The organism is Pseudomonas sp. R9.37 (genome assembly GCF_963878885.1).
Classification (GTDB): Bacteria; Pseudomonadota; Gammaproteobacteria; order Pseudomonadales; family Pseudomonadaceae; genus Aquipseudomonas.
On sequence record NZ_CAWNZA010000032.1, the window covers coordinates 556,634 to 579,981 of the forward strand.

Genomic DNA, 23,348 nt, shown 5'->3' on the forward strand with positions numbered 1-23,348 from the left:
GCGACTAAACCTCGATGAGGCTCTCGCGCAGCTCGTAAGCCTGGCGGACCGGGGCGAACGAGCGGCGATGGATCGGCGTGGGGCCGAGGCGAGCGAGGGCTTCCAGATGAACGGGCGTCGGATAGCCTTTATGGCCACCCATGCCGTAGCCGGGGTATATCAACTCAAACGCGGCCATCTCACGGTCACGGCTGACTTTGGCCAGGATCGAGGCGGCAGCGATGGCGGGAACCTTGCTGTCACCCTTGACCACCGCTTCGGCAGGCATCGCCAGTTTAGGGCAACGGTTACCGTCGATCATCGCCATTTTGGGCGTGATATGCAGGCCTTCCACTGCGCGCTGCATGGCCAGCATGGTCGCGTGAAGGATGTTCAGCTCGTCGATTTCTTCGACTTCAGCCCGGGCGATATGCCAGCTCAGAGCTTTTTCACAGATCTCGTCGTAAAGCTCTTCGCGACGCGCTTCGGTGAGTTTTTTCGAATCGTTGAGGCCCAGGATCGGGCGGTTCGGATCGAGAATCACCGCCGCCGTGACGACGGCGCCACACAGCGGACCGCGCCCTACTTCGTCAACCCCGGCGACCAGCTCGTGCACTTGCGCGACCAGGCTGAAGTCCAGGCCCATTTGCGTCGTCATAGGGCTTCCTGTTTGTGGCCAATCAAGGTCAGCACGGCGTCTGCAGCCTGGTTCGACGCATCACGGCGCAAGGTCCGGTGGATGTCGTCGAAACCGCGGGTCTGTTCTTCGCCGCCGTCGATCAAGGGTAGTAGCGTTTGCGCCAGAGCCTGGGGCGTTGCATCGTCCTGCAACAACTCCGGGACCAGCAGACGCTGGGCCAACAGGTTGGGCAAGGAGATGTAAGGACTTTTGACCATGCGCTTGAGAATCCAGAACGTCAGCGGCGCGAGGCGATAGGCCACGACCATCGGACGCTTGTACAACAACGCTTCCAGGGTGGCGGTGCCTGAGGCGATCAGTACCGCATCACATGCCGCCAGGGCCAGGTGCGACTGACCGTCCAGCAAGGTCACCGGCAGCGTGCGCCCTTCCAGCAGCGTTTCAATTTGTGCACGACGTTGCGGGCTGGCACATGGCAACACAAAACGAATGCCGGGCTTCAACGCCTGCAGACGTTCGGCGGCGTCAAAAAACAGCGCCCCCAGGCGACCGACTTCACCGCCGCGACTGCCCGGCATCAACGCTACAAGCGGGCCGTCGGGCAGACCCAGCTCGGCACGCGCAGCCGCGCGATCAGCTTGCAACGGAATGGTATCGGCCAGGGTGTGCCCGACAAACCGCACCGGCACGCCCTTCTCTTCGTAGAACCTGGCTTCGAACGGCAGCAGTGTCAGCATCAAATCGCAGCCTTCACGGATCTTGAGCACGCGCTTCTGCCGCCACGCCCATACCGAAGGGCTGACGTAGTGCACGGTCTTGATCCCGGCCTGACGCAACTTGAGCTCGATATTGAGGGTGAAGTCCGGCGCATCGATTCCGATAAAGACGTCAGGCTTTTCTTCAATCAAGGTCTGAATCAGCAGCTTGCGGCGAGCCAGCAGCTCGCGCAGACGGCCCAGCACTTCCACCAGCCCCATGACGGAAAGACGCTCCATGGGAAAGTAGGACGTCAGCCCTTCGGCCTGCATGAGCGGACCGCCCACACCGATAAATTCCACCGCAGGATGCTGGGCCTTGAGGGCCCGCATCAAGCCTGCGCCGAGAATATCGCCGGAAGCTTCTCCGGCCACCAACGCGATACGCAGATTAGCCATGATCAGCGAGTGATGCCGCGAGTCGATGCCTGGATAGAGTCACGGAACACCGCGACTTCCGGGTACAACGCTGCCGGCTCGGTCAGTTCGGTCAAGGCTTGGTCAACCGTCAGACCCTGACGGTAAACCACCTTATAGGCGCGGCGCAGGGCGTGAATCGCATCTTCACTGAACCCGCGACGGCGCATGCCTTCGAAGTTCATGCTGCGCGCTTCAGCCGGATTGCCGAATACCGTGACGAAGGCCGGAACGTCCTTGCCGATCGCAGTGCCCATGCCGGAAAAGCTGTGGGCGCCAATATGGCAATACTGATGCACCAGGGTAAAGCCAGACAGAATCGCCCAGTCATCAACATGCACATGGCCCGCCAACGCAGTGTTGTTGACCAGAATGCAATGGTTGCCGATGACGCTGTCGTGGCCGATGTGGGCATAGGCCATGATCAGGTTGTGATCCCCCAGAGTGGTCTCGGCACGATCCTGCACGGTACCGCGGTGAATCGTCACGCCTTCACGGATGATGTTGTGATCACCGATTACCAGGCGTGTTTCCTCACCCTTGTACTTCATGTCCGGGGTGTCTTCGCCTACCGAGGAAAACTGGTAGATACGATTGTGTTTGCCAATGCGGGTCGGACCCTTAAGGATCACGTGTGGCCCGATGACAGTCCCCTCGCCGATTTCAACACCTGCGCCGACGATCGACCATGGGCCGACCTCAACGTCGGCGGCCAGAACGGCCGACGGATCGATGATTGCGCGAGGGTCAATCAAACTCATAGTTTGCGTTCCGCGCAGATGATCTCAGCAGAGCACACCGGCTTGCCGTCCACCGAGGCCTGGCATTCGAACTTCCAGATCTGGCGCTTGCAGCTAATGAACTTGGCTTCCAGGATCAACTGGTCACCCGGTGTGACCGGGTTGCGAAAACGCAGCTTGTCGGAGCCCACGAAATAATACAGCGTGCCATCGGCAGGCTTGAGGTCGAGCATTTTGAAACCAAGGATACCGGCAGCCTGGGCCATCGCTTCGATGATCAATACGCCCGGCATGATTGGATGCGCGGGGAAGTGGCCATTGAAGAACGGTTCGTTGATGCTGACATTCTTGTAGGCACGAATGCGCTTTTCCTCGATGTTGAGGTCCACTACACGGTCCACCAGCAGGAACGGGTAACGGTGAGGCAGGTATTCGCGAATCTCGTTGATGTCCATCATTTCGGGGGGAAGCCTGTAATAAAGATTGGGGGCGGGCGGACAAAACGCACGCCCCGCTAGCAAATCAAGGAGGCAGTCTAGCGGCTGTGCACACTTGATATGGAAATGGTATCAGCCTTCTGATGAAGCATTACCGCCAGGGGTCACGTCCCCAACACGCTTTTCCAGCTGTTTGAGGCGTCGAGCCATGTCGTCGAGCTGCCGCAAACGTGCTGCACTCTTGCGCCATTCAGCCGCGGGCTGCATGGCGGTACCGGAAGAATAGGCACCGGGCTCGGTAATCGAGTGCGTTACCATGGTCATGCCGGTAATGAAGACGTTGTCGCAAATCTCGATGTGCCCCACCAACCCGACGCCACCAGCGAGCATGCAATGCTTGCCGATCTTGGTGCTGCCGGAAATCCCCACGCACGCGGCCATGGCGGTGTGATCGCCAATCTGTACGTTGTGGGCAATCTGGATCTGGTTGTCGAGCTTCACACCGTTACCGATGACGGTATCCGCCAAGGCGCCACGGTCCACTGCGGTATTGACGCCGATTTCCACGTCGTCGCCGATCAGCACACCGCCCACCTGGGCAATCTTGTGCCAGATGCCTTTGGATTGGGCAAAGCCGAAGCCTTCACCCCCGATCACGGCGCCCGACTGAATGACCACACGCTCACCGATACGCACGTCGTGGTACAGGGTGACACGCGGAGCCAGCCAGCCATCGGCACCGATCTCGCAGCGCGCGCCGATAAAGCAATGCGCACCCACTGTGACGCCGGCGGCAATGCGCGCGCCGCTCTCGATCACGGCAAACGCGCCAATGCTTGCCGCAGGGTCAACCCAGGCATCATCAGCAATGACCGCAGACGGATGAATACCGCCAGCAGCCGTTGGCTTTGGATCGAACAGGTGCGAGGCCCGGGCATAAGCCAGGTAAGGATCGGCCACCACCAGCGCATCCCCGGCAAACCCTTCGGCATCAGCGGCCTTCAGCAACACGGCTGCGGCTTGGCTGTCGACCAGGTATTTACGATATTGGGGACTTGCGAGGAAGCTCAACTGAGCTGGGCCAGCCCCCTGCAAGGTGGCTAGCCCAGTGATTTCTTTCTCCGGGGAGCCGCGCAAGGTAGCACCCAGGAACTCGGCCAACTCGCCGAGTTTGATAGTCGCGGTCATGGCTTACTTCAGCTGGTTCATGCGCTCGATCACCTGGCGGGTGATGTCGTATTGAGGCTTGACGTCGATCACGGCGCCGCGTTCGAACACCAGGTCAAAGGCACCTTTCTTGATGACTTCTTCCACAGCGCTGTCGAGTTTCGGCTTGAGCTGCTTGAGCATTTCACGGTCGGCAACGGCTTTGGCTTCGTTCAGCTCCTTGGACTGGAACTGGTAGTCACGGGCCTTTTGCTTGAATTCAAGCTCCAGGCGCTCACGCTCGCCTTGCTGCATTTTGTCGCCACCGGCTACCAGACGATCCTGGATGCCTTTGGCACTGCTCTCCAGCGTTTTCAGCTTGGTCAGTTGCGGACCGAATTTTTTCTCGGCATCCACTGCGTAACGCTTGGCCGCGTCGGATTCCAGCAGAGCCATCTGATAGTTCAGAACGGCGATTTTCATTTCGGCGAAGGCCGGGGTGGTCACCAGCACGGTGGCCAGCAGAACCAATTGAGTCAACTTGCGCACGATGTACTCCTACAGAATCCGTTGTCGTTATCTTGGGTCAGACGCTTAGAACGTCTGGCCGAGGGAGAATTGGAAAATCTGGGTTTCAGCGTTATCCGGTTTCTTGATCGGCATGGCCAGAGCAAAGCTCAATGGGCCAAGCGCAGTCACCCAAGTCACACCAACGCCCACGGAGCTCGCCAGGTTGCTGAGGCTCACGTCGTTGCACTGGGTGTTGGACACGGAACCAGGTGCCGGGTTTTTAACCTGTTCGCACTTGGAGTCGAACACGTTACCCACATCCCAGAAGACCGAAGTACGCAGGGAACGCTGATCCTTGACGAACGGCAGCGGGAATAGAATCTCCGCACCACCTTGAATCAGAACGTTACCACCGAATGGCAGCGGATCGTTGTCCGAGTCAGCCAGAGTGCCCTGGTTACCCGTTACGCCAACGCCACGGCTCGGCGTACCACGTGGACCCAAGGTGCTGTCCTTGAAGCCACGCACCGAGTTGAAACCACCAGCATAGTAGTTCTCGTAGAACGGCAAGCCATTGGTCGAACCATAACCGTCGCCATAACCCAGCTCAGTGTGCAGACGCATGGTGTAGTTATCGCTCAACGGCTGGAACAACTGACCACGGTAGTCGAGCTTGAAGAACGACAGGTCGCTGCCCGGCGTAGTCACTTCTGCCGTGAGGCTCTGGGAGTGACCACGGGTCGCCAGCACGCCTTTGTTCAGGGTCGATTCCGACCAACCGGCCGAAGCCTTGAAGTTCAGGAACTGGTCACCCTCTTTACGCACGAAGTCGAAGATTTCGTCCACGGTGTACACACCGGTCTTGATCTTGTCTTGTTGCGCGGTCAGGCCGAAGGTCAGACGCGACGTCTCGCTGATCGGGTAACCGATGTTCACACCGGCGCCGAGGCTGTCGATCGCATAGCTTGCAACGTCAACGTCGAGGTCTTTGTAGTCAGTGGTGCGGTAGAAGGCGTTGTAGCCCAAGCTCACACCATCAGCAGTCCAGTAGGGGTCGACATAACCGAAGTTATAGCGGCTCTGGTATTCGCTTCGGGTCAGGCCGATGGAAACCTTGTTACCGGTACCGAGGAAGTTGTTCTGGGTGATCGAGCCGCCGAGGATCAGACCGGCGCTCTGTGCGAAACCAACGCTGGCGGTGATCGAACCCGACGCTTGTTCTTCAACGGCGTAGTTCACATCAACCTGGTCATCAACGCCCGGTACGGCCGGGGTTTCGACGTTGACTTCTTTAAAGAAGCCCAGGCGCTCAAGACGAGTCTTGGACTGGTCGATCAGGTAAGTCGACGCCCAGCCACCTTCCATTTGACGCATCTCACGGCGCAGCACTTCGTCCGCAGACTTGGTGTTGCCACGGAAGTTGATGCGGTTCACGTAGGCGCGCTTGCCCGGGTCAACGACGAAGGTGATGTCCACAGTGTGGTCATCATCGTGCGGAGTCGGAACGCCGTTGACGTTGGCGAAGGTATAGCCTTCGTTACCCAGACGACGGGTGATCAGCTCGGACGTGGTGGTCATCAGCTTGCGCGAGAACACCTGGTTTTTCTGTACCAGCAACAGCGCCTTGACCTGGTCTTCAGGTACTTTCAGGTCGCCGCTGAGTTTCACGTCACGAACGGTGTACTTCTCGCCTTCGTTGACGTTGACAGTAATGTAGACGTGCTTCTTGTCCGGGGTGATGGACACCTGGGTCGAAGCGATATCCATGTTGATGTAGCCACGGTCCAGGTAGTAGGAGCGCAGACGTTCCAGGTCACCCGACAGTTTTTCACGGGCGTACTTGTCATCGTTCTTGAAGAACGACAACCAGTTGGTGGTCTTGAGTTCGAACAGGTCGATCAGGTCGTCATCAGCAAACTTGGTGTTACCCACCACGTTGATGTGCTGAATTGCCGCCACGGTGCCTTCGTTGATCTTGACCTTGAGGCCAACACGGTTACGAGGCTGCGGGATCACTTCTGTTTCCACGGTCGCGGAGTAGCGGCCCTGGGCAACGTACTGACGTTGCAATTCGTTACGCACACCTTCAAGGGTGGCGCGCTGGAAGATCTCGCCCTCGGCAAGGCCGGATTGCTTGAGACCCTTCATCAAGTCCTCAGTGGAGATCGCCTTGTTACCTTCGATCTCGATACTGGCGACAGAAGGTCGCTCGACGACAGTGATGACCAGGACATTGCCTTCGCGACCCAGTTGGATATCTTGAAAGAACCCGGTTTTGAACAGCGCACGAGTGGATTCCACCAGGCGACGATCATCCGCCTGTTCCCCGACGTTCAACGGCAAGGCACCAAAGACGCTACCCGCGGAAACCCGCTGGAGGCCGTTGACGCGAATATCGGAGATAGTGAAGGACTCGGCGTGAACTTCGGCGATCATCAATACGGTGAGAACCGCAGTTAGCAGCAGACGTTTCATGAAGTCCTTTCTTATTCCAACTGGCAATAAACAAACTGCCGCAAAATGCGGCAGATTCGCAATTCAGCGAAGCGTTACAGTCGTCCCAGATCGTTGACCAGAGCTAACAACATCACTCCGACCACCAAACTGATACCGATCTGTATCCCCCAACCCTGCACCCGATCCGACAAGGGGCGACCACGCACCCACTCGACCAGATAAAACAACAGATGCCCCCCATCCAATACTGGAATGGGCAGCAAATTCAGAACTCCAAGGCTAATACTCAGATAAGCCAGGAAATTCAGGAAATCCGCGACACCCGACTGGGCAGAAGCGCCCGCCACTTTAGCAATGGTTATCGGTCCACTCAAGTTTTTTACCGAGAGCTCGCCGAACAACATTTTCTTGAGCGATTCGAGCGTCAGCACACTCATGGTCCAAGTGCGTTTTGCACCCTCGCCAATTGCCGCCAAAGGCCCGAAGCTCACCTCGCGCACCATCGATGGCGGCCACTCGACACCTTTTACCCCCGCACCGAGGTAACCCCCGGCCGCCTTGGCTTCCCCGCGAACAGCCAGGGTCACAGGGACGTCGATTTGAGCACCATCGCGCTCAACTTTCAGCACAATTTTGGTATCAGGCCGTACACGCACCAGATCCACCACTTGCTGCCAGTCGCCCAGCGCCTGACCATCCAGCGCCAACAGGCGATCGCCGGTTTTCAGACCTGCGGCCTGCGCCGGGCCTTTCGGGTCCAGCTCGGCGAGCACCGGCGGCAGGGCCGGACGCCACGGACGAATGCCCAGAGACTTGATCGGATCAGGCTCTTCTGCGCCTTTGAGCCAATGGTCCAGGGACAATTCACGCGGCGTCTCGGAGGTGGAGTCCTGCTCGCGCACCACCACATTAATAGTGCCGCTCTCGCCCATGCGGCGAACCAACTGCAAATTGACAGCGCCCCAGCCGGTGGTGGGCTCGCCATCAATAGAAACAATTTCCTGCCCAGCGATCAGCCCGGCCTTGGCCGCCATGCTGTCTGCTTCAACTGCGCCGATGACCGGGCGCACCTGCTGGCTGCCCATCATGGCCAGGACCCAGAAGAACACGATTGCCAAGAGGAAATTGGCGATCGGGCCGGCTGCGACAATGGCGATACGCTGACGAACGGTCTTACGGTTGAAGGATTGGTCCAACTGATCGACAGGTACCTCGCCTTCACGCTCGTCGAGCATCTTGACGTAGCCGCCCAGCGGAATGGCCGCAATCACGAATTCAGTGCCCCGACGGTCGTGCCAACGCAACAGCGGCATGCCGAAACCGACGGAAAAGCGCAGCACCTTGACGCCGCAACGACGCGCGACCCAAAAGTGGCCGAATTCGTGAAAGGTTACCAGCACACCCAGAGCAACCAGGGTGCCGACAATCATGTAGAGCGCACTCATCTAATTTCTCCGCATTCCAATCCAGTGCCTGAAGACTCAAACCTGCCCACAGACTAACGCGCGTTGCGGTTCAACCACTGCTGGGCCAGGGCCCGGGCCTTTGTATCGGCCTGGAACACTGCACCCAAATCATCCACTGCCACAACGGGCTCAAGGCTCAAAACGTCCTCGATGATACTCGCGATCTGCGGAAAGCGAATACGCCCGTCAAGAAACGCCGCCACCGCCACCTCATTGGCCGCATTGAGCACGGCCGGCGCACTGTTGCCCGCCTCTGCCGCTTGCCGGGCCAGACGCAGGCACGGGAAGCGCTGCTCGTCGGGCGCTTCGAAGTCCAGGCGGGCAATGGCAAACAGGTCCAACGGCGCAACGCCGGAATCAATCCGCTCCGGCCAGGCCAGCGCATTGGCAATTGGCGTACGCATATCGGGGTTGCCCAGCTGGGCCAGAACCGAACCATCGACATAGTCGACCAGGGAATGAATCACACTTTGCGGGTGAATCACCACCTCGACCTGATCAGGCCGCGCATCGAACAACCAGCACGCCTCGATCAACTCAAGGCCTTTGTTCATCATGCTCGCCGAATCCACGGAGATTTTTCGCCCCATCGACCAGTTTGGGTGTGCACACGCCTGATCAGGCGAGACATGCTCAAGATCAGCCAGCGGAGTTTGTCGGAAAGGGCCACCGGAAGCCGTCAGGAGAATCCGCCGCACGCCAACCTGGCTCAGGCCTCGGGCAAAATCACCGGGCATGCACTGGAAGATCGCATTGTGTTCGCTGTCCAGAGGCAGCAGCACGGCGCCACTCTTGCGCACAGCCTGCATAAAGAGCGTGCCGGACATCACCAGCGCCTCTTTATTGGCCAGCAGGATCTTTTTGCCGGCATCGACCGCGGCCAGTGTGGGGCGCAACCCTGCCGCGCCAACAATGGCGGCCACCACAGTGTCGACTTCGGCATCAGCCGAGACCTGGCACAAGCCCTCCTCGCCCACCAATACGTGGGTCGCAAGGCCTGCAGACCTCAATTGGTCCTGCAAGCCGCGCGCTACCGACACCTCTGGCACAACGGCGAATCTAGGCGTATGACGCACGCACAAGGCCAGCAACTCATTCAAACGAGAGAAGCCGGTCAGCGCAAATACCTGATAACGATCTGGATGGCGAGCGATCACATCCAGCGTACTGAGCCCGACCGAGCCGGTCGCGCCCAGCACGGTCACCTGTTGCAGGCGGCTCACGAAGCCGCCATCCACAACAGCACGGCGAAGATGGGAATGGCAGCGGTAAGGCTGTCGATTCGATCCAGCACGCCGCCATGACCCGGCAGCAGGTTGCTGCTGTCCTTGATTCCGGCCTGGCGCTTGAACATGCTTTCGGTGAGGTCACCCACCACGGAGATGAACACCACAACGGCAGTGCCCAGCAAGGCCAGGAAGATTTCCTTGACCGACCAGTCGCGCACCACGCCGACAACCAGCGTGATCACCAACGTCAATGCCAAGCCACCGTAAACACCTTCCCAGCTCTTGCCCGGGCTGACGGCTGGCGCCAACTTGCGCTTGCCGAACGCCCGGCCGGAGAAGTAGGCACCAATGTCAGCACCCCACACCAGCACCATCACCGCCATGATCAGCCAGTTGCCCATCGGCGAATTCTTGATTTCCACCAGCCCTTGCCAGGCCGGCAGCAAAATCAGAAGACCAATCACCAACTTGCTGGCCACGCTGGACCATTGGCCGCTGGTGCGCGGGTAGGTCAGCACCAGGAAGGTCGCGAGCGCCCACCACAGCACCGCTGCCCCCAACACCCAAGGCACGACAATGCTCGAAAGCGTATGCATGAGAAACAGCAACAGCGCCACCACAGCGGCGTAAACCACGCGCGGCAACTGCTCGTTGAAACCGGCCAGGCGTGCCCATTCCCAAGCACCCAGGGTAACGACCAGGCCGATAAACAGCGCAAAGCCGGAACCGTCGAGCAGAAAAAAACCACACAAGGCAATCGGCAGCAGGATCAGTGCTGTGATGATTCGTTGTTTAAGCATTTAAACCCGGGCTCCAGCTTCGATCTGCTCGCTCGTTTTACCGAAGCGACGCTGACGGGAAGCAAAATCGGCCAGCGCATTGCGCATGGCATCGTGTTTGAAGTCCGGCCAGAACAGGTCGGAGAAGTACAGCTCGGTGTAGGCCAGCTGCCACAGCAGGAAATTGCTGATGCGGTGCTCACCACCGGTACGGATGCACAAGTCCGGCAACGGCAGATCACCGGTTACCAGGCAGGTTTGCAACAATTCGGGCGTAATGTCGTCGGGCCGCAGATGCCCGGCCTGCACTTCGCGGGCAAGCCGCTGTGCAGCCTGGGCGATATCCCACTGGCCACCGTAGTTGGCTGCAATCTGCAGCACAAAACGGTTGGAGCCGGCGGTGATAGCCTCGGCTTCGCGCATGGCCGCTTGCAGTTCCGGATGGAACCGCGAGCGATCACCAATGATGCGCAGGCTGATGTTGTTGTCGTTGAGGCGCTTGGCCTCACGACGCAACGCCTTGAAGAACAGGTCCATCAAGGCGCTGACTTCTTCGGCGGGCCGTTGCCAGTTCTCGCTGGAGAAGGCAAACAGAGTCAACACCTCGACCTTGGCCTCGGCACACACTTCAATAACAGCGCGCACCGCATCGACACCCGCCTTATGCCCGGCGACACCCGGCATAAAGCGTTTTTTCGCCCAGCGATTATTACCATCCATGATGATCGCGACATGGCGCGGCACCACGGAGGGCACAGTCTGCTTGGTCTTTTCCATGAAGGCGTCCTGACCCCTTATACGGCCATCAGGTCCTTTTCTTTCTCTTCCGTGGCCTTGGTGATCTGGGCCTCGGCGTCTTTGGTCAGTTTGTCGATATCAGCAACGGCGCGACGCTCTTCGTCCTCGCTGATTTCTTTGTCCTTGACCAGTTTCTTGAGGTCGCCCAACGCATCACGACGAATGTTGCGCACGGCAACACGCGCATCTTCAGCAGCGCTGCGCGCCTGCTTGGTGAAGCCCTTGCGGGTTTCTTCAGTCAGGGCAGGCATGGAGATCAGCAACAACTCGCCCAGGTTGGTCGGGTTGAGGTTCAGGCCGGCGCTCTGGATGGCTTTGTCGACGGCTGCGAGCATGTTGCGCTCGAAGGCCACGACTTGCAGGGTGCGCGAGTCTTTTACAGTGATGTTGGCGACCTGGGTAATGGAGGTGTCAGTGCCGTAGTACGGCACCATCACGCTGCCCAGGATGCTTGGGTGTGCCTTACCGGTACGAATCTGGCCAAAAGCATGGGCCAGAGACTCCAGGGATTTGTGCATACGCTCTTGAGCGTCTTTCTTGATTTCGTTGATCATTGTTGGCCTTCCTCGATCAGAGTCCCTTCCGCGCCGCCGTGTACGATGTTCAGCAGGGCGCCGGGCTTGTTCATGTTAAATACGCGCAGTGGCATCTTGTGGTCACGGCACAGGCAAATAGCCGTCAGGTCCATCACGCCCAGCTTGCGATCCAGTACTTCATCGTAGGTCAGATGATCGAACTTCTCGGCATGCGGGTCCTTGAATGGGTCTGCGGTGTAGACACCGTCCACCTTGGTGGCCTTGAGCACGACGTCGGCATCGATTTCGATGGCGCGCAGGCAGGCAGCCGAATCCGTGGTGAAGAACGGATTGCCGGTACCGGCAGCAAAGATCACTACTTCTTTGGCGTTCAGGTGACGCATGGCTTTGCGACGATCATAGTGATCGGTCACGCCAACCATGGAAATAGCCGACATCACGATCGCCGAGATATTGGCACGCTCAAGGGCGTCACGCATTGCCAGGGCGTTCATCACAGTGGCCAGCATGCCCATGTGGTCGCCAGTTACCCGGTCCATGCCGGCCGCACTCAGCGCCGCACCACGGAACAGGTTACCACCGCCAATCACCAGGCCGACCTGAACACCGATACCGACCAATTGGCCGACTTCCAGCGCCATGCGGTCGAGCACCTTGGGATCGATCCCGAACTCTTCCGAGCCCATCAGGGCCTCGCCGCTAAGCTTGAGTAGAATGCGTTTATAGCGAGCCTGATAACCACTGCCCTGCTGAGCCATTGCGAATCTCTCCTGCGGCGTATTTTTTAAAAATTCTTGGCGAGCCGTTTACGGCTTGCGTTCACTCTAGCTGGACGCTGTCTCAGCGCCATCGGAACACGGCTTTGTAAGCCAGTTCCGAGAGGAAACCAAATAAAAATTGGCCTTCCCATTTGAAAAGAGGCTGCGCGCGTGAGCGGGCAGCCTCTTTCGGGCGACAGTTGAAAACTGTCTTATTGCTTGGCGGCAGCCAGCTGGGCAGCAACTTCTTCAGCGAAGTTGTCGACCGGCTTCTCGATGCCTTCGCCTACTTTGTAGTAAGTGAAGGAAACGATTTCAGCACCGGCTTTCTTGGCCAGTTCGCCAACCTTGATTTCAGGGTTCTTGACGAACGCCTGCTCAACCAGGCTCGCTTCAGCCAGGAACTTGCTGATACGGCCTTTGATCATGTTTTCAACGATGTTTTCTGGCTTGCCGGCGATCTTGTCAGCGTTCAGGCTCAGGAACACAGCTTTTTCGCGCTCGATTGCGTCAGCAGACACTTCCGATGGCAGCAGGAACTCTGGGTTGCTGGCCGCTACGTGCATAGCGATGTCTTTGGCCAGCTCAACGTCGCCGCCTTTAAGGGCAACCACAACGCCGATTTTGTTACCGTGCAGGTAACCGCCAACCACATCACCTTCGATACGCGCCAGACGACGGATGTTGACGTTTTCGCCAACCTTGCCGACCAGTACCAGGCGAGCAGCTTCTTGAGCTTCGATCAACGGCTCAACAGTGGTCAGTTTGTCGGCGAACGCTTTTTCAACGCTAGCAGCAACAAATGCCTTGAAGTCGTCTTGCAGAGCCAGGAAGTCGGTCTGCGAGTTCACTTCCAGCAGAACAGCGGACTTACCGTCTTCTTTCAGAGCGATAGCGCCTTCAGCAGCTACGTTGCCTGCTTTCTTGGCAGCCTTGATGGCGCCGGAAGCACGCATGTCATCAATGGCTTTTTCGATGTCGCCGCCGGCCTTGGTCAAGGCCTTTTTGCAATCCATCATGCCTTCGCCGGTGCGCTCACGCAGTTCTTTAACCAACGCTGCAGTAATCTCTGCCATTTCAAAATCCTCTTGGATAGGTTTTCAACCATTCCACCCGATCAAACGGGCGATCAATTCTTCCCGAATCACCCTTGTAGGCCGCTGCACGTTACAGAAGATGTAGCTGCGCTGCCGACAAATGGTTTTCGAGGTGGCAAAAAGGGGGCCAAGCCCCCTTTTTGCTTACTGAGTCAACGCCAGGGCGTCAGTTACTCAGCGGCAGCTACCGGAGCTTCTTCAACGAACTGCTCGGTACCGCCAGCAACGTGGTTGCGACCACGGATTACAGCGTCAGCCATCGAACCCATGTACAGCTGGATAGCGCGGATTGCGTCATCGTTGCCTGGGATGATGTAGTCAACGCCTTCCGGGCTGCTGTTGGTATCGACTACGCCGATAACAGGGATGCCCAGCTTGTTGGCTTCGGTGATCGCGATGCGCTCGTGATCAACGTCGATAACGAACAGTGCGTCAGGCAGACCGCCCATGTCCTTGATACCACCCAGGGAACGATCGAGCTTTTCCAGGTCGCGAGTGCGCATCAGCGCCTCTTTCTTGGTCAGCTTGGCGAAAGTACCGTCTTCGGCTTGCACTTCAAGGTCACGCAGACGCTTGATGGAAGCACGGATGGTTTTGAAGTTGGTCAGCATGCCGCCCAACCAGCGATGATCGACGTACGGCGAACCGCAACGTGCTGCTTCTTCAGCAACGATCTTGCCAGCGGAACGCTTGGTGCCGACGAACAGAATCTTGTTTTTGCCCTGGGCCAGACGCTCTACGAAAGTCAGCGCTTCGTTGAACATTGGCAGGGTTTTTTCAAGGTTGATAATGTGGATCTTGTTACGCGCGCCGAAAATGTATTTACCCATTTTCGGGTTCCAGTAACGGGTCTGGTGACCGAAGTGCACACCGGCCTTCAGCATATCGCGCATGTTGACTTGGGACATGATAGTTCCTTAATAAGTCGGGTTTGGCCTCCACGTATCCCAATGACCAACCAGCGGCATTCGCCTCCGGCACCCAGGTCATCGTGTCGACACGTGTGTGGATTTAAGCTTTGCGGGGTATCCCCGGAAAGCGGCGCATTTTATACCACACGAAGGACAAAAACGAAACCCGCAATCACATTTGCCGTGATCGGCTTTTGCGTAAGCCTTTGAATAGAGCCAACATGCCCCTACCTTATAGAGAGAAGCGATCGTCAGACGCTCATGGTTTGCCGCCCGCGTCTGGTAGAATCGCGTTTTTTGGGGCTTGTGCGAATTCTGCAACCTTTTGTCGCACGCCCGTAAACCGTATTGATTTCAGCGCGTCGCGCTAGAGAGAGCCTGTATGACCGTTACCTTGAAAACCGCCGAAGACATCGCAGGCATGCGCGTTGCCGGCAAACTGGCTGCCGACGTGCTGGAAATGATTGCCGAACACGTCAAGCCCGGCGTAACCACCGAAGCCCTGGACCGCATCTGCCACGACTATATTGTCAACGTGCAAAAAGCCATCCCTGCGCCGCTGAACTACAAGGGCTTCCCCAAGTCCATCTGCACCTCGATCAACCACGTGGTCTGCCATGGCATTCCAGGCGACAAGCCGTTGAAAGACGGCGACACCCTGAACATCGACGTGACCGTGATCAAAGACGGCTACCACGGCGACACCAGCCGCATGTTCCACGTCGGCACCGTGCCGGTCTGGGCCGAGCGCCTGTCGCAGGTCACCCAGGAATGCATGTACAAGGCCATCGAAATCGTCAAGCCCGGCTGCCGCCTGGGCGATATCGGTGAAGTGATCCAGAAGCACGCTGAAAAGAACGGCTTCTCGGTGGTCCGCGAATTCTGTGGCCATGGCATCGGCAAAGTATTCCACGAAGAACCGCAGATCCTGCATTACGGTCGCGCCGGCACCGGCATGGAACTCAAGGCGGGCATGACCTTCACCATCGAGCCGATGATCAACCAGGGCAAGGCCGACACCAAGGTGCTGGGCGACGGCTGGACCGCCATCACCAAGGACCGCAAGCTCTCGGCACAGTGGGAACACACCCTGCTGGTCACCGAAACCGGCTACGAGATCTTCACCTTGCGCGCAGACGACACGATTCCACGCGTTTCGGCCTAAAGGTTGCTTTGGTTTTCCCCCAACGGTGTTGTGACTGACTGATAGATAGAAAGGAAAGCCGATCGATGCCCCAGGTGGATCCCGAACTCTTCGACCGTGGCCAGTTCCAGGCTGAACTGGCCTTGAAGGCAAGCCCCATCTTTGCCTTCAAGAAGGCTATTCGCCAGGCCCGCGAAGTGCTCGATGCGCGCTTTCGCAGTGGCCGGGACATTCGTCGACTGATCGAGGACCGCGCCTGGTTCGTCGACAACATCCTGCAAAAGGCCTGGGAACAGTTCAACTGGAGTGAAGACGCCGATATCGCCCTGGTGGCCGTCGGCGGCTACGGTCGCGGTGAGCTGCACCCCTACTCCGACATCGACCTGCTGATCCTGCTGGACAGCGCCGATCATGAGATCTTTCGCGATTCCATCGAGCGCTTTCTGACGCTGTTGTGGGACATCGGCCTGGAAGTCGGCCAGAGCGTTCGTTCTGTAGACGAATGCGCCGAAGAGGCGCGCGCCGACCTCACCGTCATTACCAACTTGATGGAAAGCCGCACCATTGCCGGCCCAGAGCGCCTGCGCAAGCGCATGCTGGAAGTCACCAGCACCGCGCATATGTGGCCGAGCAAGGAATTCTTCCTGGCCAAGCGCGCCGAGCAGAAGGCCCGGCACCACAAGTACAACGACACCGAATACAACCTGGAACCCAACGTCAAAGGCTCACCGGGCGGACTGCGCGATATCCAGACCATTTTGTGGGTCGCGCGTCGCCAATACGGCACCCTGAACCTGCGCGCCCTGGCCGGCGAAGGCTTTCTGGTCGAGAGCGAAAACGCCCTGCTGGCCTCGTCCCAGGAGTTCCTGTGGAAAGTGCGCTACGCCCTGCACATGCTCGCAGGCCGCTCCGAAGACCGCCTGCTGTTCGACCACCAGCGCTCCATCGCCACCCTCCTGGGGTTCGAGGGCGAGGACGCGAAGACCAGCATCGAAAGCTTCATGCAGCAGTATTACCGGGTGGTCATGAGCATCGCCCAGCTCAGCGACCTGATCATCCAGCACTTCGAAGAAGTGATCCTGGCGCCCGAAGACGAAGCACCGCCGCAGCCGATCAACTCGCGCTTCCAACTGCACGACGGCTACATCGAGGCGCGCAACGACAACGTGTTCCGCCGCACCCCGTTCGCCATGCTGGAAATCTTTGTGCTGATGGCCCAGCAGCCGGAAATCAAAGGCGTGCGCGCCGACACCATCCGCCTGCTACGGGAAAACCGTCATCTGATCGATGATGATTTTCGCAATGACATCCGCAACACCAGCCTGTTTATCGAGCTGTTCAAATGCAAAATCGGCATCCACCGCAACCTGCGGCGCATGAACCGGTACGGCATCCTCGGGCGTTACCTGCCGGAGTTCGGCTTTATCGTCGGGCAAATGCAGCACGACCTGTTCCACATCTACACCGTAGACGCCCACACCCTGAACCTGATCAAGCACCTGCGTAAGTTGCAGTACACCCAGGTATCAGAGAAATTCCCGCTGGCCAGCAAGCTCATGGCCAAGCTGCCCAAGCCGGAACTGATCTACCTGGCCGGCCTGTACCACGACATCGGCAAGGGCCGGCATGGCGACCACTCGGAGATCGGCGCAGTCGATGCCGAGGCGTTCTGCCAGCGCCATCAACTGCCGCTGTGGGACAGCCGCCTGATCGTCTGGCTGGTACAGAACCACCTGGTGATGTCGACCACCGCCCAGCGCAAGGATTTGTCCGACCCGCAGGTGATCCACGACTTCGCCGGCATCGTCGGTGATGAAACCCGTCTCGACTATCTCTACGTGCTGACCGTCTCCGACATCAATGCCACCAACCCGACATTGTGGAACTCCTGGCGTGCCAGCCTGCTGCGCCAGCTCTACACCGAGACCAAGCGCGCGCTGCGCCGCGGCCTGGAAAACCCGGTAGATCGCGAAGAGCAGATCCGCCGCACCCAAAGCGCGGCCCTGGATATCCTGGTGCGCGGCGGCAATGACCCGGACGACGTCGAACAGCTGTGGTCGCAACTGGGTGACGATTACTTCCTGCGCCACACCGCCGGCGACGTGGCCTGGCACAGTGACGCGATCCTGCAGCAGCCCGCCGATGGTGGCCCGCTGGTACTGATCAAGGAAACCACCCAGCGCGAATTCGAAGGCGGCACGCAGATCTTTATCTATGCGCCCGATCAGCACGACTTCTTCGCCGTGACCGTGGCGGCCATGGACCAGTTGAACCTGAACATCCATGACGCGCGGGTCATCACCTCGAGCAGCCAGTTCACCCTCGACACCTACATCGTGCTCGACACCGACGGCGACTCCATCGGCGATAACCCGGTGCGCGTGAAAAAGATCCGCGAAGGCCTGACCGAAGCACTGCGTAACCCGGACGATTACCCGACGATCATCCAGCGCCGCGTACCGCGTCAGCTCAAGCACTTTGCCTTTGCGCCTCAGGTGACCATTTCCAACGACGCCCAGCGCCCGGTGACCGTGCTGGAACTCAGCGCGCCGGACCGTCCCGGCTTGCTGGCGCGCATCGGCGGGATTTTCCTGGAGTTCGACCTGTCGTTGCAGAATGCCAAGATTGCGACCCTCGGCGAGCGCGTGGAGGACGTGTTCTTCATTACCGACGCCGACAACCAGCCGCTGTCCGACCCTGAACTGTGCCGACGCTTGCAGGCTGCGATCGTGCAGCAACTGAGCGTGACCCAGGAGCCCGGTGTCGAGCTGACGCGCCTGACTATTTGAACACCTGTTATCACTGTGTGGGCGCACTTGTGTGGGAACGGGCTTGCTCGCGAATTCAGTGGGTCAGGTACACATGGATTGACTGATGCACCGCATTCGCGGGCAAGCCCGCTCCCACATTTGAATGGCTTTGCCCGGCAGAACGCACGCTTACAACCGAATTGAATGAGACTTGCGATGAACAACGCCCTGAACCAGCTGCAGCCCTACCCGTTCGAGAAACTGCGCGCCCTGCTCGGCAGCGTCACGCCGAACCCGGACAAACGCCCGATTGCGCTGTCCATCGGTGAGCCCAAGCACACATCGCCGGAATTCGTTGCCAAGGCGCTGGCTGACAACCTCGACCAGATGGCCGTGTACCCGACGACGCTGGGCATTCCGGCATTGCGCGAGGCCATCGGCGCCTGGTGCGAACGCCGCTTCAACGTGCCCAAGGGTTGGCTGGACCCGGCGCGCAATATTCTGCCGGTCAACGGCACCCGTGAAGCGCTGTTTGCCTTCACCCAGACCGTGGTCAACCGCGCTGACGACGCATTGGTAGTAAGCCCGAACCCGTTCTACCAGATCTACGAAGGCGCCGCGTTCCTGGCCGGCGCTAAGCCGCATTACTTGCCGTGCCTGGACGCCAACGGTTTCAACCCGGATTTTGACGCCGTGTCGCCGGACATCTGGAAACGCTGCCAGATCCTGTTCCTGTGCTCGCCGGGCAACCCCACCGGAGCCCTGATTCCGGTCGACACCCTGAAAAAGCTTATCGCCCTGGCCGACGAGTACGACTTCGTCATCGCCGCCGACGAGTGCTACAGCGAGTTGTACTTCGACGAACACACCCCGCCGCCCGGCCTGCTCAGTGCCTGCGTCGAGCTCGGCCGTCAGGACTTCAAACGCTGCGTGGTCTTCCACAGCCTGTCCAAGCGCTCCAACCTGCCGGGCCTGCGCTCGGGCTTTGTGGCCGGCGATGCCGACATCCTCAAGGCCTTCCTGCTGTACCGCACCTACCATGGCTGCGCGATGCCGGTGCAAACCCAACGGGCGAGCATCGCGGCCTGGCAGGATGAAGCCCACGTGCTGGCCAACCGTGACCTGTACCGCGAGAAGTTTGACGCCGTGCTGGCCATTCTCAAGCCGGTGCTGGACGTACAAAGCCCGGACGGCGGGTTTTACCTGTGGCCGAACGTGAATGGCGACGACGCTGCGTTCTGCCGTGACTTGTTCGTGGAAGAACACGTGACCGTGGTGCCAGGTTCGTACCTGTCCCGGGACGTGGACGGCGTCAACCCAGGCGCCGGGCGCGTGCGCATGGCGCTGGTTGCACCGTTGGCGGAGTGTGTTGAGGCGGCGGAGCGCATTCGCGACTTCATTCAGCGCCGCCGCTGACACTCATGGGTCATTTCACATGACCCAGGTTCGCCTCGCTCATGTCCAGATCCGCCAGCACTTCGCGCAAAACGTCATCACCAATCTGGTGATGACGGCTCAAGCTGTACAACTCCAAGCGCTGCGCTCGCAGGGCCTTGAGGCGTAATTTACGCTCCAGCTGGTCCATCTGCAGCGCCAGCGCCTGCGCGTCGGCGGAGTCATTGAACACTTCCAACTGATGGCGATATTCCGACATCAGCCGCGCCTTGAGCTCAGCCGCCAGTGCGGCCTGAGCGGCGTCCGAGGTTTCGGTTTCGGCGGGTTCTTCCGCTTCAAGGGCATGGATCGCCGCCACGGCGGTTTTTTTCCACGCCTCGCGCACTTCGTTATGACGCTTTTCATCGGGACTTTGCTCGATGCCGCGCAACAGCAACGGCAGCGCGATGCAAGCGGCGATCAGCGATAGCAGAATCACCCCGGCAGCGATGAAGATCAGCAGGTCGCGCTCGGGGAAGGCCGCGCCCGGCGCCAGCAGCAGGGGCACCGACATCACACCGGCCAGGGTCACCGCACCGCGTACGCCGCCGACCGTCAATAGCCAGCAGGAGCGCGCGGTCGGCACCATGGTCAGTTCGCTTTTGCCCCGCAGGCGCCGCAGTAAACCCGACAGGCGCCAGATGCTCTGCACCCAGATAAAGCGCAACACCACCAGCACCACGAAGATCGCAATTACGTCCAGGCAGCGATACAGCAGGGTGGGCCACAACGTTGTCTCATGGCTGACCACCGCCTTGATGATGTCCGGCAGTTGCAGGCCCAACAGAAGGAAGATCAGGCCATTGAAGGCAAACTCCAGCAGCGACCAGACACTGCGGTTAAGCAAGCGCGTGCTGGTCTGGCGCGGCAACAGGTCGAGCCAGCTTTGCATCATGCCCGCCGCCACCGCCGAGAGAATGCCCGATGCGCCCAGGCGCTCCGCCAATACATAGGCCGCAAACGGCAACAGCAACATGAACACCACATGCGTGGCCGGGTCATCCCAACCGCGCGCGATCATCCAGGCGCGCAAACGGCCCACCAGCCAGCTCAGCGCCACGCCAACCGCCAAGCCTCCCACGGCGACCAGCACAAAAGTCAGGCTGGCATCCGCCAGGGAGAACACGCCGGTCAGCGCCGCCGCCAGGGCGAACTTGAAGGTCACCAGACCCGAGGCATCATTCATCAACGCTTCGCCCTGAAGCATGTGCATCAGCGGCTTGGGCAGACGATTCTGGGCAATGGCCGACACCGCCACGGCATCCGTCGGCGATAAAACCGCCGCCAGGGCGAAGGCCACCGGCAATGGGATCGTAGGCAATATCCAATGAATGAAATACCCGGCGCCCACCACGGTGAACAGCACCAGCCCCACCGCCAACGTCAGAATCGGGCCGCGCAATCGCCAGAACTCGCGCTTGGGCATGCGCCAGCCATCGGAGAACAACAGCGGCGGCAGGAACAGAAACAGAAACAACTCAGGGTCCAGCGCCACATGCAGCCCAAGGGTGGGCCAGGCCAGCAAGGCGCCGGCGGCGATCTGCACCAGGGGCAACGGCAGAGGAATTATGCGCCCGACCAGGCGCGAAACGCTGACCAGCATCAGCAGGATAAGAACGGTGTAGGCGGTTTGCATAAAGCGGGTTTCCCGGACAATCGACTTGCAACGACACCCATCAGGCAACAACCGGCCGTTGAAGTGCCATATTACTCGGCTATGTTAACCAGCCATGTTACGCGGCCATGGCGCGCCAAGGCTTTTGCACAAAAGTCGCACGGCGCCATCAGCAAGCATGACGAGCGGCACCCAAACCTGCTGGTCATGGCATAATCCGTGACCTTTCGTTTCTACTTGGTCCAAAGGGGGGCAATTCCTTGACCGCTTCAAGCAAAACGTTGCACCTTTTCGGCATCAAAGCCTGCGACACCATGAAAAAAGCGCGCACCTGGCTCGATGAGCACGCTGTGAGCTATGAGTTTCACGACTACAAAACGGCCGGTATCGACCGCGAACACTTGACCCAATGGTGCAACGAGCACGGTTGGCAGGTGGTTTTGAACCGTGCGGGCACCACCTTTCGCAAACTCGAAGACGAACGCAAAGCCGATCTCGATCAGTCGAAAGCCATTGAATTGATGCTCGCACAACCCTCGATGATCAAGCGCCCGGTGCTCGATCTCGGTGACAGAACCCTGATTGGCTTCAAGCCAGATAGTTATTCGGCGGCCCTCAAGTAGGCCAGCCTTCCATTTTTGTAGAGGTAACAGCATGTCCAATTCCCTGTTCAGCCTGGGCTTCGGCGTCGGCACTCAGAACCGCCAAGGTGCTTGGCTGGAAGTGTTTTACGCACAACCGTTGCTCAATCCATCGGCCGAGATCGTCGCAGCCATTGCGCCGATCCTGGGCTACACCGAAGGCAACCAGGCCATCACCTTCACCGTCTCCCAGGCGTTGCAACTGGCTGACGCGCTCAAAGGCGTCGACGCTGCTCAAGCCGCCCTGCTGAGCCGTCTGGCTGAAAGCCACACTCCGCTGGTCGCGACCCTGCTGGCCGAAGACGCTGCGCTGACCTCCACGCCTGAGGCTTACCTCAAGCTGCACCTGCTGTCGCACCGCCTGGTCAAGCCGCACGGCCTGAGCCTGGCCGGCGTGTTCCCGCAACTGCCGAACGTGGCATGGACCAGCCAGGGCGCCATCGACATCAGCGAGCTGGCCGAACGCCAACTGGAAGCACGCCTGCGTGGCGACCTGCTGGAAGTGTTCTCGGTGGACAAGTTCCCGAAAATGACCGACTACGTGGTCCCGGCCGGCGTGCGTATCGCTGATGCCGCGCGTATCCGCCTGGGCGCCTATGTGGGCGAAGGCACTACCGTGATGCACGAAGGTTTCGTCAACTTCAACGCCGGCACCGAAGGCCCGGGCATGATCGAAGGCCGCGTCTCCGCTGGCGTGTTCGTCGGCAAGGGTTCGGACCTGGGCGGCGGTTGCTCCACCATGGGCACCCTGTCGGGCGGCGGCAACATCGTGATCAAGGTTGGCGAAGGCTGCCTGATCGGCGCCAACGCCGGTATCGGCATCCCATTGGGCGACCGCAATACCGTGGAGTCGGGCCTGTACGTCACCGCCGGCACCAAAGTCGCGCTGCTGGACGAGCAGAACCAACTGGTCAAAGTGGTCAAGGCGCGCGAGCTGGCCGGCCAACCGGACCTGCTGTTCCGCCGTAACTCCGAGACCGGTGCCGTGGAGTGCAAAACCCACAAATCGGCCATCGAACTGAACGAAGCGCTGCACGCTCACAACTAAGCAGCCACTCGATGCCACTAGCGGGTCGCGCCTCCGGGTCGGCCCGCTTATACGAGTCTTG

21 protein-coding genes are annotated in these 23,348 nt (G+C 59.4%); 5 read left to right on the forward strand and 16 right to left on the reverse strand.

Going from position 1 to position 23,348, the window contains the following annotated elements:
* Positions 1–4: 4 nt before the first annotated feature.
* The 15 genes from rnhB to rpsB all read right to left on the reverse strand — a co-directional run bounded on the left by rnhB (position 5) and on the right by rpsB (position 14,652).
* Positions 5–637, reverse strand: a complete 633-nt coding sequence (gene rnhB / locus AACU78_RS18405; protein WP_106577161.1) for a ribonuclease HII — start codon at positions 635–637, stop codon at positions 5–7.
* A complete protein-coding gene (gene lpxB, locus AACU78_RS18410; protein ID WP_106577162.1) occupies positions 634–1,773 on the reverse strand; it encodes a lipid-A-disaccharide synthase in 1,140 nt (379 codons plus the stop codon). Before lpxB ends, rnhB begins: the two co-directional genes overlap by 4 nt.
* Before the next feature lie 2 nt (positions 1,774–1,775).
* On the reverse strand, positions 1,776–2,552 hold the full coding sequence (gene lpxA, locus AACU78_RS18415) for an acyl-ACP--UDP-N-acetylglucosamine O-acyltransferase (RefSeq protein WP_106577163.1): 777 nt from the start codon (positions 2,550–2,552) through the stop codon (positions 1,776–1,778).
* Positions 2,549–2,989, reverse strand: a complete 441-nt coding sequence (fabZ, locus tag AACU78_RS18420; RefSeq protein WP_016976866.1) for a 3-hydroxyacyl-ACP dehydratase FabZ — start codon at positions 2,987–2,989, stop codon at positions 2,549–2,551. Before fabZ ends, lpxA begins: the two co-directional genes overlap by 4 nt.
* A gap of 111 nt (positions 2,990–3,100) precedes the next feature.
* Positions 3,101–4,156, reverse strand: coding sequence for a UDP-3-O-(3-hydroxymyristoyl)glucosamine N-acyltransferase (gene lpxD / locus AACU78_RS18425; RefSeq protein ID WP_106577164.1), 1,056 nt, complete (start codon positions 4,154–4,156; stop codon positions 3,101–3,103).
* A gap of 3 nt (positions 4,157–4,159) precedes the next feature.
* Positions 4,160–4,663, reverse strand: coding sequence for an OmpH family outer membrane protein (locus AACU78_RS18430; protein WP_003189173.1), 504 nt, complete (start codon positions 4,661–4,663; stop codon positions 4,160–4,162).
* A 45-nt stretch (positions 4,664–4,708) separates the two neighbouring features.
* The gene (gene bamA, locus AACU78_RS18435; protein WP_106577165.1) at positions 4,709–7,099 is read right to left on the reverse strand and encodes an outer membrane protein assembly factor BamA; all 2,391 of its coding nucleotides are present in this window, start codon (positions 7,097–7,099) and stop codon (positions 4,709–4,711) included.
* Between the two features lie 74 nt (positions 7,100–7,173).
* Positions 7,174–8,526 (reverse strand): sigma E protease regulator RseP, encoded by a 1,353-nt coding sequence (gene rseP / locus AACU78_RS18440; RefSeq protein WP_106577166.1) that lies wholly within the window; start codon positions 8,524–8,526, stop codon positions 7,174–7,176.
* A 53-nt stretch (positions 8,527–8,579) separates the two neighbouring features.
* On the reverse strand, positions 8,580–9,770 hold the full coding sequence (gene ispC, locus AACU78_RS18445; protein ID WP_106577167.1) for a 1-deoxy-D-xylulose-5-phosphate reductoisomerase: 1,191 nt from the start codon (positions 9,768–9,770) through the stop codon (positions 8,580–8,582).
* A complete protein-coding gene (locus tag AACU78_RS18450) occupies positions 9,767–10,576 on the reverse strand; it encodes a phosphatidate cytidylyltransferase (RefSeq protein ID WP_106577168.1) in 810 nt (269 codons plus the stop codon). Before AACU78_RS18450 ends, ispC begins: the two co-directional genes overlap by 4 nt.
* Positions 10,577–11,332, reverse strand: a complete 756-nt coding sequence (gene uppS, locus AACU78_RS18455) for a polyprenyl diphosphate synthase (RefSeq protein WP_017137143.1) — start codon at positions 11,330–11,332, stop codon at positions 10,577–10,579.
* Positions 11,333–11,349: 17 nt separating this feature from the next.
* Positions 11,350–11,907, reverse strand: coding sequence for a ribosome recycling factor (gene frr / locus AACU78_RS18460; protein WP_106577169.1), 558 nt, complete (start codon positions 11,905–11,907; stop codon positions 11,350–11,352).
* Positions 11,904–12,647, reverse strand: a complete 744-nt coding sequence (pyrH, locus tag AACU78_RS18465; RefSeq protein WP_003172271.1) for a UMP kinase — start codon at positions 12,645–12,647, stop codon at positions 11,904–11,906. Before pyrH ends, frr begins: the two co-directional genes overlap by 4 nt.
* Before the next feature lie 212 nt (positions 12,648–12,859).
* On the reverse strand, positions 12,860–13,723 hold the full coding sequence (tsf, locus tag AACU78_RS18470) for a translation elongation factor Ts (protein WP_083359812.1): 864 nt from the start codon (positions 13,721–13,723) through the stop codon (positions 12,860–12,862).
* A gap of 191 nt (positions 13,724–13,914) precedes the next feature.
* Positions 13,915–14,652, reverse strand: coding sequence for a 30S ribosomal protein S2 (gene rpsB / locus AACU78_RS18475; protein WP_003219330.1), 738 nt, complete (start codon positions 14,650–14,652; stop codon positions 13,915–13,917).
* 385 nt (positions 14,653–15,037) lie between these two features.
* Between rpsB and map the strand changes: the two genes are divergently transcribed.
* The 3 genes from map (at position 15,038) to dapC (ending at position 19,965) form a co-directional block, all read left to right on the forward strand.
* Positions 15,038–15,820: a type I methionyl aminopeptidase gene (gene map / locus AACU78_RS18480; protein WP_106577170.1), complete on the forward strand. Its 783-nt coding sequence runs from the start codon at positions 15,038–15,040 to the stop codon at positions 15,818–15,820.
* Positions 15,821–15,885: 65 nt separating this feature from the next.
* Positions 15,886–18,588 (forward strand): [protein-PII] uridylyltransferase, encoded by a 2,703-nt coding sequence (locus AACU78_RS18485; protein ID WP_106577171.1) that lies wholly within the window; start codon positions 15,886–15,888, stop codon positions 18,586–18,588.
* A 177-nt stretch (positions 18,589–18,765) separates the two neighbouring features.
* Positions 18,766–19,965, forward strand: coding sequence for a succinyldiaminopimelate transaminase (gene dapC / locus AACU78_RS18490; protein WP_106577172.1), 1,200 nt, complete (start codon positions 18,766–18,768; stop codon positions 19,963–19,965).
* A gap of 10 nt (positions 19,966–19,975) precedes the next feature.
* On the opposite strand, the gene AACU78_RS18495 is transcribed toward dapC, so the two are convergent.
* Positions 19,976–21,619, reverse strand: coding sequence for a Na+/H+ antiporter (locus AACU78_RS18495; protein WP_106577173.1), 1,644 nt, complete (start codon positions 21,617–21,619; stop codon positions 19,976–19,978).
* A 293-nt stretch (positions 21,620–21,912) separates the two neighbouring features.
* On the opposite strand from AACU78_RS18495, the gene AACU78_RS18500 reads away from it, so the two are divergent.
* Entirely contained in the window at positions 21,913–22,221 is a 309-nt protein-coding gene (locus tag AACU78_RS18500; protein WP_231982825.1) for an arsenate reductase, read from the forward strand.
* Between the two features lie 31 nt (positions 22,222–22,252).
* Positions 22,253–23,287 (forward strand): 2,3,4,5-tetrahydropyridine-2,6-dicarboxylate N-succinyltransferase, encoded by a 1,035-nt coding sequence (gene dapD, locus AACU78_RS18505; RefSeq protein ID WP_106577174.1) that lies wholly within the window; start codon positions 22,253–22,255, stop codon positions 23,285–23,287.
* Positions 23,288–23,348: the final 61 nt, after the last annotated feature.

Excerpts from the sequence above, each read along its gene's own strand:
- rnhB (WP_106577161.1), bottom strand. The coding sequence starts at position 637 with ATGACGACGCAAATGGGCCTGGACTTCAGCCTGGTCGCGCAAGTGCAC.
- lpxB (WP_106577162.1), bottom strand. The coding sequence starts at position 1,773 with ATGGCTAATCTGCGTATCGCGTTGGTGGCCGGAGAAGCTTCCGGCGAT.
- lpxA (WP_106577163.1), bottom strand. The coding sequence starts at position 2,552 with ATGAGTTTGATTGACCCTCGCGCAATCATCGATCCGTCGGCCGTTCTG.
- fabZ (WP_016976866.1), bottom strand. The coding sequence starts at position 2,989 with ATGATGGACATCAACGAGATTCGCGAATACCTGCCTCACCGTTACCCG.
- lpxD (WP_106577164.1), bottom strand. The coding sequence starts at position 4,156 with ATGACCGCGACTATCAAACTCGGCGAGTTGGCCGAGTTCCTGGGTGCT.
- bamA (WP_106577165.1), bottom strand. The coding sequence starts at position 7,099 with ATGAAACGTCTGCTGCTAACTGCGGTTCTCACCGTATTGATGATCGCC.
- rseP (WP_106577166.1), bottom strand. The coding sequence starts at position 8,526 with ATGAGTGCGCTCTACATGATTGTCGGCACCCTGGTTGCTCTGGGTGTG.
- AACU78_RS18450 (WP_106577168.1), bottom strand. The coding sequence starts at position 10,576 with ATGCTTAAACAACGAATCATCACAGCACTGATCCTGCTGCCGATTGCC.
- uppS (WP_017137143.1), bottom strand. The coding sequence starts at position 11,332 with ATGGAAAAGACCAAGCAGACTGTGCCCTCCGTGGTGCCGCGCCATGTC.
- frr (WP_106577169.1), bottom strand. The coding sequence starts at position 11,907 with ATGATCAACGAAATCAAGAAAGACGCTCAAGAGCGTATGCACAAATCC.
- pyrH (WP_003172271.1), bottom strand. The coding sequence starts at position 12,647 with ATGGCTCAGCAGGGCAGTGGTTATCAGGCTCGCTATAAACGCATTCTA.
- tsf (WP_083359812.1), bottom strand. The coding sequence starts at position 13,723 with ATGGCAGAGATTACTGCAGCGTTGGTTAAAGAACTGCGTGAGCGCACC.
- rpsB (WP_003219330.1), bottom strand. The coding sequence starts at position 14,652 with ATGTCCCAAGTCAACATGCGCGATATGCTGAAGGCCGGTGTGCACTTC.
- map (WP_106577170.1), top strand. The coding sequence starts at position 15,038 with ATGACCGTTACCTTGAAAACCGCCGAAGACATCGCAGGCATGCGCGTT.
- AACU78_RS18485 (WP_106577171.1), top strand. The coding sequence starts at position 15,886 with ATGCCCCAGGTGGATCCCGAACTCTTCGACCGTGGCCAGTTCCAGGCT.
- dapC (WP_106577172.1), top strand. The coding sequence starts at position 18,766 with ATGAACAACGCCCTGAACCAGCTGCAGCCCTACCCGTTCGAGAAACTG.
- AACU78_RS18495 (WP_106577173.1), bottom strand. The coding sequence starts at position 21,619 with ATGCAAACCGCCTACACCGTTCTTATCCTGCTGATGCTGGTCAGCGTT.
- AACU78_RS18500 (WP_231982825.1), top strand. The coding sequence starts at position 21,913 with ATGAAAAAAGCGCGCACCTGGCTCGATGAGCACGCTGTGAGCTATGAG.
- dapD (WP_106577174.1), top strand. The coding sequence starts at position 22,253 with ATGTCCAATTCCCTGTTCAGCCTGGGCTTCGGCGTCGGCACTCAGAAC.